The 16,578-nt window shown below is 67.2% G+C and carries 17 protein-coding genes; 12 read left to right on the forward strand and 5 right to left on the reverse strand.

What is annotated here, in order from left to right; all coding sequences use genetic code 11:
• Positions 1-48 precede the first annotated feature (48 nt).
• From dapA to K323_RS0108400, 3 genes are read right to left on the reverse strand one after another with little or no spacing between them, the layout of a single operon-like run.
• Positions 49-1,080, reverse strand: a complete 1,032-nt coding sequence (gene dapA, locus K323_RS25070; protein ID WP_022884835.1) for a 4-hydroxy-tetrahydrodipicolinate synthase — start codon at positions 1,078-1,080, stop codon at positions 49-51.
• The gene (locus tag K323_RS0108395) at positions 1,077-1,808 is read right to left on the reverse strand and encodes a GntR family transcriptional regulator (RefSeq protein WP_022884836.1); all 732 of its coding nucleotides are present in this window, start codon (positions 1,806-1,808) and stop codon (positions 1,077-1,079) included. The genes dapA and K323_RS0108395 overlap by 4 nt, the downstream gene beginning before the upstream one ends.
• Positions 1,793-3,259, reverse strand: coding sequence for a fumarylacetoacetate hydrolase family protein (locus K323_RS0108400; RefSeq protein ID WP_022884837.1), 1,467 nt, complete (start codon positions 3,257-3,259; stop codon positions 1,793-1,795). The genes K323_RS0108395 and K323_RS0108400 overlap by 16 nt, the downstream gene beginning before the upstream one ends.
• Before the next feature lie 132 nt (positions 3,260-3,391).
• Here K323_RS0108400 and K323_RS0108405 point away from each other — a divergent pair, with 132 nt between their 5' ends.
• The 5 genes from K323_RS0108405 to K323_RS0108425 all read left to right on the forward strand — a co-directional run bounded on the left by K323_RS0108405 (position 3,392) and on the right by K323_RS0108425 (position 8,009).
• On the forward strand, positions 3,392-4,762 hold the full coding sequence (locus K323_RS0108405; protein ID WP_022884838.1) for an MFS transporter: 1,371 nt from the start codon (positions 3,392-3,394) through the stop codon (positions 4,760-4,762).
• 58 nt (positions 4,763-4,820) lie between these two features.
• Positions 4,821-5,051, forward strand: a complete 231-nt coding sequence (locus tag K323_RS0108410) for a ribbon-helix-helix domain-containing protein (protein WP_022884839.1) — start codon at positions 4,821-4,823, stop codon at positions 5,049-5,051.
• On the forward strand, positions 5,038-5,385 hold the full coding sequence (locus K323_RS0108415) for a type II toxin-antitoxin system PemK/MazF family toxin (protein WP_022884840.1): 348 nt from the start codon (positions 5,038-5,040) through the stop codon (positions 5,383-5,385). The genes K323_RS0108410 and K323_RS0108415 overlap by 14 nt, the downstream gene beginning before the upstream one ends.
• A 95-nt stretch (positions 5,386-5,480) precedes the next feature.
• Positions 5,481-6,980 (forward strand): NAD-dependent succinate-semialdehyde dehydrogenase, encoded by a 1,500-nt coding sequence (locus K323_RS0108420; RefSeq protein ID WP_033372697.1) that lies wholly within the window; start codon positions 5,481-5,483, stop codon positions 6,978-6,980.
• A gap of 225 nt (positions 6,981-7,205) precedes the next feature.
• On the forward strand, positions 7,206-8,009 hold the full coding sequence (locus tag K323_RS0108425) for a TrmH family RNA methyltransferase (protein ID WP_022884842.1): 804 nt from the start codon (positions 7,206-7,208) through the stop codon (positions 8,007-8,009).
• 90 nt (positions 8,010-8,099) lie between these two features.
• On the opposite strand, the gene K323_RS30680 is transcribed toward K323_RS0108425, so the two are convergent.
• Complete coding sequence (locus tag K323_RS30680; RefSeq protein ID WP_022884843.1) at positions 8,100-8,675, reverse strand: TetR/AcrR family transcriptional regulator; 576 nt, start codon at positions 8,673-8,675, stop codon at positions 8,100-8,102.
• Between the two features lie 102 nt (positions 8,676-8,777).
• On the opposite strand from K323_RS30680, the gene K323_RS25075 reads away from it, so the two are divergent.
• The 7 genes from K323_RS25075 (at position 8,778) to K323_RS0108465 (ending at position 14,989) form a co-directional block, all read left to right on the forward strand.
• Positions 8,778-10,265 carry a DHA2 family efflux MFS transporter permease subunit gene (locus K323_RS25075; protein ID WP_084697113.1) on the forward strand — a complete coding sequence of 496 codons (1,488 nt, stop codon included), beginning with the start codon at positions 8,778-8,780 and terminating at the stop codon, positions 10,263-10,265.
• A gap of 291 nt (positions 10,266-10,556) precedes the next feature.
• Positions 10,557-11,741, forward strand: coding sequence for a thiolase family protein (locus K323_RS0108440; protein WP_022884845.1), 1,185 nt, complete (start codon positions 10,557-10,559; stop codon positions 11,739-11,741).
• Complete coding sequence (locus tag K323_RS0108445; RefSeq protein WP_022884846.1) at positions 11,741-12,508, forward strand: 3-hydroxyacyl-CoA dehydrogenase; 768 nt, start codon at positions 11,741-11,743, stop codon at positions 12,506-12,508. Before K323_RS0108440 ends, K323_RS0108445 begins: the two co-directional genes overlap by 1 nt.
• A gap of 125 nt (positions 12,509-12,633) precedes the next feature.
• A complete protein-coding gene (locus K323_RS0108450; protein WP_022884847.1) occupies positions 12,634-12,978 on the forward strand; it encodes a hypothetical protein in 345 nt (114 codons plus the stop codon).
• A 30-nt stretch (positions 12,979-13,008) separates the two neighbouring features.
• Entirely contained in the window at positions 13,009-13,317 is a 309-nt protein-coding gene (locus K323_RS0108455) for a DUF7882 family protein (RefSeq protein WP_022884848.1), read from the forward strand.
• Between the two features lie 231 nt (positions 13,318-13,548).
• Complete coding sequence (locus K323_RS25080; protein WP_022884849.1) at positions 13,549-14,412, forward strand: alpha/beta fold hydrolase; 864 nt, start codon at positions 13,549-13,551, stop codon at positions 14,410-14,412.
• A complete protein-coding gene (locus tag K323_RS0108465) occupies positions 14,405-14,989 on the forward strand; it encodes a TetR/AcrR family transcriptional regulator (RefSeq protein WP_022884850.1) in 585 nt (194 codons plus the stop codon). The genes K323_RS25080 and K323_RS0108465 overlap by 8 nt, the downstream gene beginning before the upstream one ends.
• A 127-nt stretch (positions 14,990-15,116) precedes the next feature.
• Here K323_RS0108465 and K323_RS0108470 read toward each other — a convergent pair whose 3' ends face one another.
• Positions 15,117-16,559 carry a helix-turn-helix domain-containing protein gene (locus K323_RS0108470; RefSeq protein WP_022884851.1) on the reverse strand — a complete coding sequence of 481 codons (1,443 nt, stop codon included), beginning with the start codon at positions 16,557-16,559 and terminating at the stop codon, positions 15,117-15,119.
• Positions 16,560-16,578 lie beyond the last annotated feature (19 nt).

Consider the following 16,578-nt stretch of genomic DNA (forward strand, 5'->3'; position numbering starts at 1 on the left):
CGGCCGGCACGGTGGCGGAGGTCTCTGCTGGGATGTCGGAGGCCACGGTTAGAGTCCCTTCATGGTGGTAGTCGCAGTTGAACTCGTCGCGTCTGACGGTGTCTTGTCAGCCTTGTCAGCCATGTCAGAGGAGGCCGTGTCGGTGGGAACCGTGAAACCCTCCGGCGAGGTGAGGAACCGTTCGCCCGCGCTCAGTAGCGTGCGGATTTGCGCGAGTCCGGCATCCGTCGGCGTGATCAGGGGAGGGCGCACGTAGCCAGACGCGATGAGGCCGCGCTGCTCGAGCACCCATTTGCCCGGTGCCGGGTTGGTTTCGACGAAGAGCAGGTCGACGAGCGGGTGGAGCCCGTAATGGATCTCTCGGGCACGGGCGAAGTCGCCGGCCTCCCAGGCCTCGAACATCTCGGCCACCGCCGCCGGCGCGATGTTCGCCGTCGCGCTGACGAAGCCGGCCCCACCAAGCGCCATCAGCGGCAGGCAGAGCAATTCGATGCCGCTCCAGACCAGCAGGTCTGGTCCGCAGAGGTGCAGCACGCGCGAGAAGTGCTCGAAGTCCTTCGTGGTTTCCTTGACGCCGACGAAGTTGTCGAGGTCGCGGTACAGGCGGGCGATGGTCTCCGGATTGATGTCCACCGCTGTACGGCTGGGCACGTTGTAGGCGACGATCGGCAGGTCTGGGAACTCTTCAGCGACCGTCTTGTACCAGACGTAGAGCGCTTCCTGGGTCGGGCGAGCGTAGTACGGCGTGATGATGAGAGCGGCGTCGATGCCGGCGTCCCGTGCAGCAGCGGTGAGTTCGAGAGTCTCGTCGAGCTTGGCCGAACCGGTGCCAGGCATGAATGGCACCCGGTCGTCGATCGCGGCGGCCACGGTTCGAATGGCCTCGGCGCGTTCGGCGATGGTTTGCGCGCTCGGTTCACCGGTTGAGCCGCCGATCGAGATTCCGTGCGACCCGGATGCCAGTTGCCAGTTCACCAGGTTCGCCAGGCCGGCGTGGTCGACTGCTCCATCGGCGGTGAAAGGGGTCATCAGGGGGGCGATGGAGCCGCGTATTGCGGCCGGATTGCTGCGGAACTTCATTGGTCGGCGCCTTTCTGGGCTGGAGCGTTGGCCTGTGCCTGCTGCGCGAGGAACGCGTCGAGGGTGGCGAGACGGTGGTTGCGGGCGGAGAGTTCGATCTGTAACGCGTCGGCACCGCCGGTGATGAGGTCGAGCAATGCCGAGTGCTCAGCGACGGACTCGCGTGCCCGACCGGGAACGAAGCTGAAGGTCGACTCGCGCAGGGCGCGGAGCCGGTTCCAGCCGCGGTGGACGAGATCGAGGATGTGCGGATTCGGGCAGGCCTCGAACAAGACGGAGTGGAACTCGAGGTTGAGTCTCGTGAAGCTGGCCGGGTCGAAGTGCGCGAGGGTGTCGGCCATCTCGTCGTTGATCTCGCGCGCCCGCCGCAGAGCGTCGACGGAGATCAGCGGCGCGGCCATGGCTGTCGCCGCGCCCTCCACCAGGCTGAGCGTCTGCATCGTGATCTCGTACTCGCGCGGGTCGATCATCGCCACCTGGGCGCCGATGTTGCGCTCGAAGGTCACCATGCCCTCTGCCTCGAGCATCCGGATCGCCTCGCGCACCGGAACAACGCTGACACCGAGCTCCTTCGCGATCTGGCCGAGCACCAGCCGGTAACCGGGGGAGTAGCTGCCGTCGGCGATGCGGGCCTTGACCCACTGGTAGGCGGCTTGGGACTTGCTCAGCCCCCGCTGGTCCTGGGTCGGTCGAAGGGTCGAAGCGTCGGGAGCTACTTCTCCAGCCATGCGCGGTACCTCGCCTTCCAGTCGGCGTTCATCGGGTAGAGCCCGTCGACGCTCTCGCCGGCCGCGACCATCTCGGCGATGAACGTCTCTTCACGCTCCTGTTCGATCGCGGCGTCGACAACCTCTTCGAGCAGGTGCGGGGGAATGACCAGCAACCCGTCCGCATCGCCGACGATGACGTCGCCCGGCTGCACGGCTGCACCACCGCAAGCGATGGTGAGGTCGGTGTCCCACGGCACGTGGCGACGGCCGAGCACAGCGGGGTGCGCACCGGCGTGATACGTCGGGATGCCGAGGGCGGCAACCGCGGCCAGGTCGCGAACCCCGCCATCCGTCACGATCCCGGCAGCACCCTGCACCTGCGCGCGGAGGGCCAGGATGTCGCCGACGGTGCCGGTTCCGCGCTCGCCGCGGGCCTCCATCACCAGTACGTCACCGGGCCCGAGGGCGTCGAAGGCACGCTTCTGCGCGTTGTAGCCTCCTCCGTGCGAGTCGAAGAGGTCTTCGCGGCCCGGAATGAACCGCAGCGTGCGCGCGCGGCCCACCATTCGTTCGGTGGGTCGGGTTGAGGCCAGCCCATCGATCGAAACGTTGTTGAGCCCGCGCTTCCGCAATTGCGAACTGAGGGTGGCGGTGCCGACGGAGTTGATCTTCGCTGTGAGTTCCTCGGTCAACGCGAACGCCGGAGGCTCGACAGGCGGGCCCGCCTTGGTGGGCGAGCCCCACGCATCCGCCCGCTGTGCGTCGTCGACCTTCGGCTGGGCCCCGTATGGCGCCATCGGCACGGTTCCCTGGGTGACGGGGGTGACCAGTCTCCCGGTCGTCGGTGCGCCAGGGGCGGTTGGAGCGTCGACCTCGACCTCGACGGTGTCGCCCGGCTGCACGACAGAGGACCCGGCCGGTGTTCCGGTGAGGATGATGTCGCCGGCTTCCAGCGTCATCAGCTGGGAGAGGTCGGCGATCAGCCGCTCGAAGGGGAAGACGAGGTCTGCCGTTGTGTCGTCCTGCACCAATTCGCCATTGACCCAGGTGCGCACGCGCAGGGCGGCAGGGTCGACATCCGTGGCCGCAATCACCCTCGAACCGAGCGGGGTGAACCCGTCGCCGCCCTTCGACCGCAGGTTCGACCCTTTGTCGGCATGGCGCAGGTCGTACACGCCGAAATCGTTGGCGGCGGTGAGGCCGGAGACTGCGGCCCAGGCGTCTTCCGGCTCAACACGACGGATGCTGCGCCCGATGATCAGGGCGATCTCACCCTCGAAGGCGAGCAGTTCCGTGTCAGCTGGGCGCTCAATCGGAGTGCCGGAGACGCTCAACGAGGTGCTCGGCTTGAGGAAATACGATGGCTGCTCCGGCACCCGACCGCGCTGCGCCATGCGGGAGGGATAGTTCAGATGCACGGCGATGATCTTGCCCGGCCGAGCCTGTTGCGGGTGTTGTCCCTGCGTCATGCCACTCTCCTCGCACCGTTGCGGTTGAATCGTTGCGTTCGTATTTCAAATGATATACGATCTTGCCTATTCCGCAAGGCGCCCATTCACCCGGCCGATCGGATTCCGCCGTGACGAAGGAGTCAGAAACAGATGTCTGCAGTATCGGTCACCCAACCCGCCAGCAAACTGTCGTCGGATCGCAGGCGGGTAGCGTTCGCCACCGTCATCGGCACCACGATCGAGTGGTACGACTTCTTCCTCTACGCCAGCGCCGCCGGCCTGATCTTCGCCGAGTTGTTCTTCAAGCCGGCAGGCCCGCAGATCGCCATCCTGCTCTCCTTCGGCTCGGTGGGCGTCAGCTTCCTGTTCCGTCCGCTTGGAGCGTTCCTCGCCGGGCATTTCGGAGACAAGATCGGGCGGCGCGCCATGCTGGTGCTCACACTGATCCTGATGGGCTCGGCGACGACCCTCATCGGCGTGCTGCCGACCTACTCGCAGATCGGGGTGGCCGCACCGGTCATCCTCCTGCTGCTGCGCATCCTGCAGGGCATCTCGACCGGCGGTGAGTGGGGCGGCGCGGTGCTGATGGCCGTCGAGCACGCGCCGAACGACAAGCGCGGACGTTACGGCGCCTTCCCGCAGATCGGCGTGCCGATCGGCCTCCTCCTGGCCTCCGGTGTGCTCGCGCTGATGACCGGCGTGATCTCACCTGGAGCGGCCTTCCTCGAGTGGGGCTGGCGCATCCCGTTCCTGCTCAGCTTTGTGTTGATCATCGTCGGCTACGTCGTGCGCCGCAGCGTCGATGAGAGCCCGGTGTTCAAGGAGATCGCGAAGCGCAAAGAGCAGACCAGGGTTCCGATCGTCAAACTGTTCCGCAACCACTGGCTGCTGGTGATCCTCGCAGCGCTCACCTTCGCCGGCAACAATGCCGCCGGCTACATGACAACGGGTGGCTACATCCAGAACTACGCGACAGATCCGAACGGGTTCGTCGGCATGGAACGCACACCGGTGCTGCTGGCGGTGACCGGCTCCGCCGTGGTCTGGCTGGCCATGACCTGGATCGCCGGAGGAGTCTCAGACCGAATCGGCAGGCGCAACACCTACATCATCGGCTGGATCGTGCAGCTCGTGACCGTGTTCATGCTGTTCCCCCTGGTGAACACGGGCAACGTCTGGCTGCTGTTCCTCGGGCTCTCGCTGTTCACCATCGGCAACGGCTTCACCTACGGGCAGCAGGCGGCCTACTTCACCGAGCTGTTCCCGGCGTCGATCCGGTATTCGGGAGTCTCGATCACCTACGCGCTCGGCGCGATCCTCGGCGGCGCGTTCGCACCTACCATCGCCACCTGGCTCGTGCAGCAGACCGGCACCGCAACATCCGTCGCCTTCTACATCGCCACCGTGACGCTGATTGCCTTCGGTGCCACGCTGCTGCTGCGCGACCGCACCGGCATACCGCTCGGGCCCGACAATGAGGCGGAGCAGGCGCGGGGCCAGATCGTCGGCATGGCCAGGTGACGGATGCCCGTGGCACCGGTCCGCTCGGAACGCAGTGCTACCAGAGTAGGATAGGGGTATGAAACTGAGTATCAGCCTTCCGGAAGAAGACGTCGCCGTTCTCGACGACTTCGCACGCGCGGCTGGACTGGCGTCGAGGTCGGCAGCAGTGTTGTACGCAATCCGGAAGCTGCGATTGCCCGAACTTGAGCAGGACTATTCCGCAGCCTGGGACGAATGGGAGTCCGCTGGCGAACAGACGTCGTGGGATGTCACCGCGTCCGACGGGTTGCCTGATGCGGCGCGGTGACGTGCGCCTGATCGATCTCGAGCCGGTTCGCGGCAGCGAAAACAGCAAGCGCAGACCCGCCGTGATCGTGAGCAATGACCGCGCGAACGAGACTGCCGAGCGACTGGGTCGCGGCTTCGTGACGGTGGTGCCCGTGACGAGTAACGTCGCTCGGGTTTTCCCATTCCAAGCGCTGCTCCCTGCGGAGAGAACAGGTATGCGAGTCGATTCGAAAGCGCAAGCGGAGCAGGTTCGATCGGTGGCGCTGGAACGCGTTGGCCCGGTCGTCGGGCGCGTTCCCCCTGAGCTGATGGCCGCACTCGATGACGCGCTGCGGCTGCATCTGGAGCTGTAGTGCGGGTGGTTGTGGTCCCGGCGCGCTTTCATCGCCCGGATGGACCCAGCCGGAGCGGGTAGATTTGAAACAGACTTTTTTCGCGAGGAGGCATGATGTCTGAGACCCCTGCTGTGACGAGCACGGAAACCGCCGAAGCCGAACTTCTGGCCCAGGTTCCGAACCAGTTGTACATCAACGGCGAGTGGGTGCCGGCAGCCGGTGGCCGCACGCTCACGGTGCACGACCCGTCGACGGGCACGGTCATCAAGACGATCGCCGACGCGTCGGTGACGGATGGCGCTGCCGCACTCGACGCGGCCGTTGCAGCCCAAGAGAGCTGGGCTTCGACTCCGCCGCGAGTGCGCGGGGAGGTGCTGCGCCGCACGTTCGACCTGCTGCAGGAGCGCAAGCAGGATTTCGCTCTGCTGATGACGCTCGAAATGGGCAAGCCGCTGGCGGAGTCTCTCGGCGAGGTCGCTTACGGGGGCGAGTTCCTGCGCTGGTTCAGCGAGGAGGCGGTGCGGATCACCGGTCGCTACGGAGTCAACCCGGAGGGCACGGGGCGCATGATCGTGTCGCAGCATCCCGTCGGTCCGTGCTTCCTGATCACGCCGTGGAACTTTCCGCTGGCGATGGCCACGCGCAAGATCGCGCCGGCGCTCGCCGCCGGGTGCACCGTCGTGATCAAGCCGGCTGAGTTGACGCCGCTCAGCACCCTGTTGCTGGTGACCCTTCTCGAGGAGGCCGGGTTGCCGGCCGGGGTCGTGAACGTGATCACGACGTCGACGTCCGGTGAGGTGTCGGCGCCGATCATCGCAGACCCGAGGCTGCGGAAACTCTCATTCACCGGGTCGACGCCGGTCGGCCAGAAGCTCATCGAGCAGTCGGCGAAGGGGGTGCTGCGCACGTCGATGGAGCTGGGTGGGAACGCGCCGTTCGTCGTCTTCGACGACGCCGACCTCGACAAGGCGGTCGACGGCGCGATTGCGGCGAAGTTCCGCAACATCGGGCAGGCCTGCACGGCCGCCAACCGGTTCATCGTGCACGAGTCGATCGCCGAGGAGTTCGCCGGCCGCGTCACCGAGCGGGTGAAGGCGTTCCGCATCGGGCGGGGCACGGAAGACGGGGTCACGATCGGCCCGTTGATCGACGACCGCGCCGTGGCCAAGGCCGACGCCTTAGTTCAGGATGCGCTGGGGCGCGGCGCGACGCTGCTCACCGGCGGGTCTGCGCTGGAGCGCGACGGAACCTTCTACGAGCCGACCGTGATAACAGGGGTGAAGCCCGGCAGCGACATCCTGCGCGAGGAGATCTTCGGACCGGTGCTCTCGATCACCTCGTTCACCGATGAGGACGACGCGGTGCGGATCGCCAATGACACCGAGTACGGGCTGGTTGGGTATGTGTACACGCGCGATCTTGCGCGCGGGCAACGGATGATCGAACGCCTGCAGACCGGGATGATGGGGCTGAACCTCGGCGTGATCTCCAACGCGGCAGCGCCGTTCGGCGGCGTGAAGCAGTCCGGTCTCGGGCGCGAGGGCGGCTTCGAGGGCATCCACGAGTACCTCTCGACCAAGTACACACTTACCCCGGACCCCTTCGCCGGGTAAGCCCGGCGTCCTGACCAAGACTGCTCACCACCAGCCCTTCTCGGTGGCTAGTTCAGGAGATCCGGTTACCACGGTGCGTCAGGACCGCGGACCAGTCCGGCGCGGGAGTCGCCGTCTGCGGCTTCTCCTGAGTTAGCCACGCGTGCGAGTCGAGAGTGGCGCTGAACCGGTCAGGACGGGCAACGTGGCCAGACGGGCAACGCGACCGGTCGGTAGGATTCACGGGTGCCCGTCATCCCCATCACCGACCTCAGCGACCCGCGTCTGGCGGACTACTCGCACCTGACGGACGTCGCGCTGAAGAAGGCGCGTGGCACCGAGCACGGTCTCTACCTTGCGGAGTCGGCGCTGGTGCTGGAGCGCGCGCTCGCCGCCGGCCACCGGCCGCGGTCGGTGCTCGCCCTGGGCGGCACCGTCGACGAGGCGGTGGCGCAGGTTGGCGACGACGTGCCGGTTTTCTCGGGGCCGGGCGAACTCCTCGCGGAGCTGACCGGGTACATCCTGCATCGTGGGCTCATCGCCTCGATGAACCGCCCCGCCCTGCCTGACCCCGACGAGCTCCTTGCCGCCGCGCGGCGTATCGTGATTCTCGAGAATGTGGCAGACCCGACCAATGTGGGCGCCATCTTTCGCTCGGCAGGCGCGATCGGCGCCGACGCGATCCTGGTCACGCCGCGGTGCTCAGATCCGTTCTACCGACGGGCGATCCGGGTGTCGATGGGCACGGTGCTGCAGGTGCCGTGGACCAGAGTCGACGAGTGGACGTCGACTCGGGAGCTGCTGACCAGGCGCGGGTTCCACGTGGCGGCATTGGCCTTGACGACTGATGCCGTGAGCCTCCGCGACTTCGACGGCGCGTCCCATGAACGGCTGGCCCTGGTGCTCGGCGCCGAGGGTTCTGGGCTCACTGATGAAGCGCTTGCGGCTTCGGACACCGTGGTGCAGATTCCGATGAAGCACGGCATCGACTCGCTCAACGTTGCCGCAGCCAGTGCCGTGGCGATGTGGGCTCTCTCCGGCTCTCGCTGATCGACGCGCCGCGCGCCAGTTACGCGCGCATGCGCCACGCGCGCATGGCGCATGCGCGCGCAGATGGCGCGTGGCGGGCAGGCGCCTGGCTCAGCGGAGACCGGCGAGGAAGATGTCGAGCAACCGCGCAACGTCGTCCTGCGAACTGCCGTTCTTGTCCGTCGCCCAGGCGAGGGAGTTCGCAATGGTGAGCAGATCGTCGGCCGTGACGTCCTGCCGCACCGCGCCGGCATCCTGAGCTCGTGCCAACAGGCCAGAAGTCGATTTTCCCAGTAGCGAACACCGAGGGGCGAGCGGTGACTGGTCGTCACTGAACGCTTTCGCCACCGAGTCTGGCAAGCCGCCGTACACACCCATGTGGTGGGAGATCTCGATCAGCCAGGAGCGAAGCGCGCGTCCGGCATCCGTCGCCGTCATCAGATCGTCTGAGGTGCGAGCCAACCCACGCCAGCTCTCGTCGAGAGCGGCGGCGAGCAGGCACTCGCGGTTGGGGAAATGCCGGTACAGCGTGCCGGGGCCGACGCCGGCCTGGCAGGCGATGTCATCGAGGGATGCTTGGATTCCCGACTGGGTGAACACCTCTAACGCGACCTCGAGGATGCGGTCGTAGTTGCGCTGGGCATCCGCGCGCAGTGGTCGCTTCGCAAGCGAAACATCACTGTTCATGTCCAACTCCTTGACAAAGCGGAGACACTCTCCGTATATTCACTGAAGCGGAGATGTTCTCCACATATGTCATCGTATGCCGAATAGAAGCGGAATTCCAGCATGACCACGTCAGCACCCCCACGAACGAGCGCGGCTCCGGTCGTTCCTGCACCCTCACCACACTCCGGACGTCGCTGGATGCTCGGCCTTGTCGTCGTCTTCGTCACCCAACTCATGCTCGTCATCGACGGCAGCATCGTGAACGTCGCGCTCCCGGCCATCCAGGCCCAACTCGGATTCACGCCCACCTCCCTCTCCTGGGTGGTCACCGCATACGCCCTCGCGTTTGCGGGCCTCATCCTGCTCAGCGGCCGCATCGGATCGATGATCGGCACCAGGCTCGCCCTCGTGATCGGCACCCTGGTGTTCATCGTCGCGTCGGCGCTCGGTGGCTTCGCGCCGACGGCCGAACTGCTCATCGTCGCCCGCGTGCTGCAGGGCATCGGCGCGGCGATCGCTGCGCCGAGCACACTCGTTCTGCTGATGAAGAACACCACGCCTGGTCCCCAGCGCTCCCGGGCAATGGCGATGTTCGTGATCGCGGCGGGCAGCGGGGGAGCGATCGGGCTGGTGCTCGGCGGCATCCTCACCACCACCCTCGGCTGGGAATGGGTGATGTTCGTCAACATCCCGGTCGGGCTGCTCATCGTCGCCGGTGCATACGCGTTCCTCGACGAGACCGATCGACTGCCGGCCAGGCTTGACTTCGGCGGCGCAGCGGCGTCCACCATCGCGATGGTGGCACTCATCTTCGGCTTCACCACGGCGGCAAGCGATGGCTGGACGCATCCGCTCGTCGTCGCCTCATTCGTCGTCGCCCTGTTCGCGCTGGGCGCGCTGATGATCGTCGAGCGCCGTCACCTGGCTCCGGTTGTGCCGCTCACCCTGTTCTCGACCGCGCGGCGAGCTGCCCCGTTCGCGGCCATGATGATGGTGCCGGCCGGGATGTTCGCGTTCTTCTACTTCGTGAACCTGTTCACCCAGAATGTGCTGCACTTCGACCCGCTCGGCACCGGGCTGGCGCTGCTTCCGTTCGTCGGCGCGATGCTGGTGACGAACCAGTTCTCGCCGGCGCTGCTACCGCGACTGGGGGAGAAGACGTTCCTCATCGTCGGGTTGAGCGCGCTGATGGTCGGACTCCTATGGCTCGGACAGTTGAATGCCGAAAGCACCTTCCTCAGCGGCATCCTGGCACCGACGCTCATCATGGGGTTCGGCGCGGGGCTCACGTTCGCGCCGCTGACGTCGATCATCCTCGACCAGGCGCCGGCGGATGACCTGAGCTCGGCTTCGAGCCTGCTCCAGGCCGCCCAGCAGCTGGGCGGTTCGATCGGGGTGGCCGTGCTCACGACGGTGTTCGTGTCGGTGTCAGCCGCGAGTGGCGCTGCGACCGGAACCGCCACGGCGCTGCTGTTCGGCGCCGGATTCGCGGCGGTGGCACTGCTGCTGGTGTCGATCTGGGCGCGGCGCATCCCGATGGTGCCGCTGGTCTCCGGCGTCGACGGTGGTTCTGCTCCGGCGCCAGCCGCCGTAACGATCGGTTCGTAGTCCGCGGCGGATGCACAGCTCCTGCTGGATGTCGTGGCGGTCGGCTGGAGGCCCGGAACGGCCGGGCGCCGTCGTGGCTGTGGCCGCTTCTGCAGGAGTTGCGCACGGCGAGAGTGTGGCTAAATCAGGAGATTCGGTTCGGCATCCGTTGGCCGTCGCACTGGTTTGCGGACGCCGTGGCTGGCCGGTCCGGGATCTCCTGAGTTGGCCACCATCGGCCGGGGTGTGGACAGCGGCCGGCAGCAGAAGCACGAAGGCGCACCAGCGGCAACCGGAGCCTAGGCTGGAGGCATGAGCAATGATGCCGTGATCGTTGATGTTGTCCGCACTCCGTCTGGGCGGGGAAAGCCGGGCGGAGCCCTCTCCGGCGTGCACCCTGCCGACCTCCTGGCCGGTGTGCTCGGCGAACTCGTCAGCCGCAACGGCCTCGACCCGGCACAGGTCGACGACGTGATCGGCGGATGCGTCAGCCAGGTCGGCGAGCAGACCTTCAACATCACCCGTACCGCGCTGCTTGGTGCCGGCTTCCCCGATTCCGTTCCAGGCACCACGATCGACCGGCAGTGCGGATCCAGCCAGCAGGCCGCCACCTTCGCGGCCCAGGGCGTGATCGCCGGCAGCTACGACATCGCCATCGCCTGCGGAGTCGAATCGATGAGCCGCGTGCCGCTCGGCTCCTCCCTCGGCGGGCAGGACCCGTACGGCACCCTCCTGCACGAGCGTTACCCAGACGGACTGGTCAGCCAGGGTGTCTCCGCCGAACTCATCAATGCCGAGTGGGGATTCACCCGTGACGACCTCGATGAATTCGCGGCAGGGTCGCATCAACGAGCAGCAGAAGCCGCCGAGCGCGGCGACTTCGGCCGCGAAATGGTCCCCGTCATCGCCCCAGACGGCTCCGTCATCAGCGCAGACGAAACCATCCGCGCCGGCACTACCGCAGGCGGCCTCGCCGTCCTGAAGCCCGCTTTTCACTCCGAGAAGCTCGCCGCGCGCTTCCCCGAACTCGACTGGCACATCACCGCCGGCAATTCCTCGCCGCTCACCGACGGCGCCTCCGCCGCCCTGATCATGAGCGCAGAGCGCGCAGCCCAACTCGGCCTGACACCGCGCGCCCGGTTCCACAGTTTTGCGGTCACCGGAAGCGACCCGATGCTCATGCTCACCGGCGTGATCCCCGCAACGCGTCGCGTCCTGGACCGGGCCGGTCTCGGCATCGGCGATCTCGACGCCTATGAGGTGAACGAGGCCTTCGCCTGTGTGCCGCTCGCCTGGCTGCGCGAGCTCGACGCCGATCCCGCCAAGCTCAATCCGCGCGGCGGCGCCATCGCCCTCGGCCACGCGCTCGGCTCGAGCGGCACGCGCCTGCTCGGCACGCTGCTGAACGAACTCGAAGCAGGTGGCGGCCGCTTCGGTCTGCAGGCCATGTGCGAGGGCGGCGGCATGGCCAACGCCACGATCATTGAGAGGCTCTGATGCTGATACACGGATCCTCCGCGCTGGTGACCGGGGCCGCGTCCGGCCTCGGGTTGGCCACGGCAACCGCCCTGCACGACGCCGGGGCCGCGGTCGTGCTGCTCGACCTGCCGGGCACGCCCGGCGACGATATCGTCGCCGCGCTCGGAGAGCGTGCGCACTTCACGCCGGGTGACGTCACTCACGCCGGCGATGTTCAGGCGGCTGTCGACGCCGCGGTTGCCGTCGGTCCGCTGCGGATCGTCGTCAACTGCGCTGGCATCGCGCCGGGTGCGCGCACCGTTGGGCGCGACGGACCCCAGCCGCTCGAGGACTTCCAGAGGGTGATCAACATCAACCTGGTCGGGAGCTACAACGTGATCCGGCTCGCCGCCGCGGCCATGCAGCAGACCGAGCCGGTGGGGGCGACCCCGGAGCGCGGCGTCATCGTCAACACCGCGTCGGTCGCGGCCTTCGACGGCCAGATCGGGCAGGCGGCGTACTCTGCATCGAAGGGGGCAATTGCAGCGATGACCCTGCCGCTGGCCCGGGAGTTCGCGCAGACGCTGATACGCGTGATGACCATCGCACCCGGAACCTTCGACACGCCGATGCTCCGCGCCCTTCCGCAGGAGACGCGCGATTCCCTCGGGGCGCAGGTGCCGCATCCGTCTCGCCTCGGAGACCCCGCCGAGTTCGCCGCGCTCGTTCGCCATATCGTGGAGAACCCGATGCTGAACGGCGAGACGATCCGCCTCGACGGCGCGATCAGGATGCAACCCCGCTAATCCGAACCGTCGCAGCAGGAGCACCACAACCCGTCGACGGAGGAGGACACCGCGTCTGGTGGCGCAGCGGAGGAGTAACGCGACACCCCTTGCCACCCCGATGCATCGGGGTAAGAGTGGAAGCCATGAAGAGACTTTCGTACGCAGGCGAATCCTTCCTGACAGCGGATGCCGTGGCCGACGAGGTAGTGCGGTTGGTGGCTGCGCTCGGGGGCGGGCACGGCCCCGAGGCGCTGGAGATTCCGGCGGTCACGCCGGGCGGCGGCACCGTGCTGGTGCAGCTGGTGGTCGGGCCTGCCAGTCAACTCGTCAGCGTGCCGGAGCAGGAGACGCTCGACGAGCCAGAGACCACGGATGTCGTGTCGCGGCTGCGCGAACGCGTCACAGTACTGAGGTCGGCGCGCGCCGTGCCCGTCCCGCGCGCCTGGACGTCTGACGCTTTAGGATGGGATGACCTGGACCAAGGCTGAAACGGTCGTTTGAAGAAGAATCGGGAGACGATGGGAAAACTCATCTACGGTTCCGCCGGCACAGAGATCGAGTTCGACGATCGGCTGCTCGCGCACCTCAAGGTTGCGATCGTGGCAAAGCTGCGGCGCGACGAGAAGTTCCTGCTCTCGTGGTCGACCGGTTCAGAGAACGGCGGCGGACACGAATCGCTGTGGATGCATCCCGCCATTCCCTTGCAGTTCATCTTCCTCGGCAGCAAGCAGCCGACACTCAACAGGGCCTGGATCGAGGAGCTGATGATCTCTGCCAACAGCACCGGCGGTCTGCACGTGCTGCCGGAACCCGAAGAACCGCACTAGCGCACCCCCGTGCTTCCCCTGCCCGGGGTCGCATCGCCCGGGGGTCGCCTTCCCCGAAGACACATCTCGCCCCGGAGACGCATCCCGCTGTCCGCCCAGGCTGCCTGCGTGTGCACGCGCCATCTGCGCGCCCATGCGCCATGCGCGCGTGGCGCATGAGCGCGTAATTGGCGCGCCGCGAGAATACGAATCCACTTGCATCCCAAAGCTAATGGCATTAGCTTTAAGGGCATGAACACTTCAACCACCCGCGACGTGCAGTTCCTCAGTCGACCGGAGGGCCGCATCGCCTACACCGTGGAAGGCTCCGGTGCGCTTGTCGTCGCCATCCCCGGTATGGGCGACCTGCGCTCCAGCTACCGCGAGGTGGCCAAGAGTGTGGTCGCCGCCGGCTACCGCGTTGCCGTCATGGACCTGCGCGGTCACGGCGACAGCGACACCACATTCCGTCTGCACGGCGACGTCGTCACCGGCGAAGATCTCCTCGCCCTGGTCGATGAACTCGGCGGAACCGCCGCCGTTCTCGGCAGCTCGATGGGCGCGGGGGCAGCAGTGTGGGCCGCCGCGGAGCGCCCGGATGCAATCGCCGGCCTGGCGCTCTATGGCCCGTTCCTGCGGGAGCCGCCGTCGACCGCTGTCACACGAGCATTCACCCGGCTGCTCTACCGGGTTGCCTTCGTGCGGCCGTGGGGTGCGGCCGCATGGGCCGGCTTCTACCGTTCGCTCAACAAGGGATCCCGTGCCTCGTGGCTCGATGAGCACGTCGCCGCCATCCGCTCGAACATGCGTGAGCCAGGCCGGTTGCGGTCGTTCCGTCACCTCGCCCTGCAGCTCGACCACTCCCCGGTGGAGGCACGGCTCGGCCAGGTGCGAGCTCCGATGCGTGCATTCATCGGCTCCCTTGACCCTGACTTTCCCGACCAGGCCGCAGAAAGCGACTGGATCTCCAGCCTCGGCGCGCACTCCGAACTGGTGCCCGGCGTCGGCCACTACCCGCACATTCAGCGGCCAGACCTGGTCGTGCCCGCGACGATCGAGTTCCTGGGCGGACTCCGCGACACCACGACGACGGATGCCTGGGCGACACGTGCCTAGGGCGGGCCTCAGTCGGTCTGCGGTCAATGTCATCGCCCTCGACCTGGTCGACGAGGGAGGCACGAACGGATTCGGCGCGCTCACCCTGGCGGCCGTGGCGACTCGCGCCGGCGTGGCCGTTCCGAGCCTCTACAAACACGTGGTCTCGCTCGGGGACCTGCGTCGGCTGGTGGCCGTCGCATCCGTCACCGAGTTCCGGGCCGCCATCGAAGCGGCGTCGATCGGGCGCGCCGGCCCCGACGCACTGCGGGCGGTTGCGGATGCCATGCGAACCTTCGCGCACAGGTATCCGGGCCGCTATGCCGCGAGTCAGATCGCCGCTGACCCGACCGACCCGGCCGATGCGGAACTCGCCGCGGCCGGCGCGGAGGCAGTCACCGCGTTCGACAGTGTGCTGCGCGGGTTCGGGCTGGCCCCTGGCGGTACGGTGGACGCCGTTCGCGTACTGCGCTCCGGCCTGCACGGCTTCATCGTGCTGGAGTTGGGCGGTGGATTCAGGATGCCTGACGACCTCGACCGCAGCTTTGAGGTTCTCGTCGACACCCTGATCGCGGGCATCGAGCGCCTCGCGACCTGACCGGCGCGGTGAGAGCGACCCTTCCAGCCCCGAGTGACCAGCGGAACGGGCGCGCTCGACCGGAAAGGTCACAATGGGAGCGGCTTCGCGCGGAGCGCACTGCGGGCTGCGGACTGCGCCAAGCCGGCTACTGCGCGGCGTGCGCCTCGAGAAACTCGTACACCTCGATGTCGTCGACGCCGGGGAACGTGCCGGAGGGCAGCGGCGACAGCACATGCGCGTGCAGGCGCGCGCTCGGCCAGGCCTTGCCCGCCCACTGCGAGGCGACGGATGACGCGGGTCGCCGACAGCACGTCTCGTCTGGGCAGCGCGACACCATGCGCTGGGAGGTCTCGCGTCCGCGGAACCATTTCGCCTCCGCGAACGGCACGCCGAGGCTGATGGAGAACTCTCCCGCATCCGTCGCCCCCGTCTGCGTCGCGCACCAGAAGGTTCCCGCCGGAGTATCGGTGTACTGGTAGAACTCGGTCGTGCGGTTCGTGTGGGTGAATGCACTGCGCGCGCCCCATTGCTTGCAGACGAACTGGCCCTCGATCGAGCCGGTGACGTCGACCGGCAGGGGAATGCCGTCGTTCTCGTAGCCCTTCTGCAACGCGCCATCCCCGTTGACCCGCAGGAAGTGCAGCGGCAGGTCGAGGTGGGACGTGGCGAGGTTCGTGAAGCGCAGCGCGGCGGCCTCGTGGGTCACCCCGAAGGCGTCGCGGAAGTCTTCGACGGCGAGTTCACGCTCGACCTTCGCCGCGCAGAGGAACGCGAGAGCCGCTTCCCTGGGCATCAGGCAGGCCGCCGCGAAGTAGTTGATCTCCAGCCGCTGCCAGAGGAACTCCGCATAGCTGGCCGGCTTCTCGTGGCCGAGCAGCCGGTGCGCCATCGCCTGCAGCGCCATCGACCGCAGTCCGTGCCCGCCGGGGATGGAGGCCGGCGGCAGGTAGATGCGCCCGTTCGCCAGGTCGGTGACCGACCTGGTCGAGTTCGGCAGGTCGTTCACGTAGAGGAGGTCGAACCCGAGCTGCTCGGCCATCACGATCACCTCGCGGTGGGTGAGCGCGCCGGCGATGTGACCGGATGCGCGCACGCGGTCTTCGGCCAGCTGCTCGATGTCTGGCATGTAGTTACCCTGTTCGCGCATCCGCTCGCGCAGTTCGGTATTGGCCCGCCTGGCCTCCTCCGGCGTCGCGATCGCCTCGCTGGCGCGACGTCCGAGTTCGCGGTGCAACCCGACCAGCGCCTCGATCGCGGGTTGCGGCATCCCCCTGGTCACCTTCACCTGCGGTAGGCCGAGCGCCGCATAGAGCGGGTTCTTCTGGGCGCGCGCCAGTTCGATCTCCAGCGCGGCCCTGCCGTTTGGCGCCTCGGAGCTCAGCAGGTCGGTGAGCGTGACGTCGAGGGCTGCGGCGATGTCGTTCAACGCGCTGAGTTTCGGTTCGCGCCGCCCGTTCTCAATGAGTGAGAGCTGGCTGCCGGCCAGGTTCACACGTTCGCCGAGTTCGTCGAGTGTCAGTCCGCGCTCACCGCGGTAGTGACGGATGCGGTGGCCCAGTGTCATCAGATCGGAGGTCGCGGTTGACATTCCTTAAGAATAGCGAAAG

Source organism: Glaciibacter superstes DSM 21135, assembly GCF_000421145.1.
Lineage (GTDB): Bacteria > Actinomycetota > Actinomycetes > Actinomycetales > Microbacteriaceae > Cryobacterium > Cryobacterium superstes.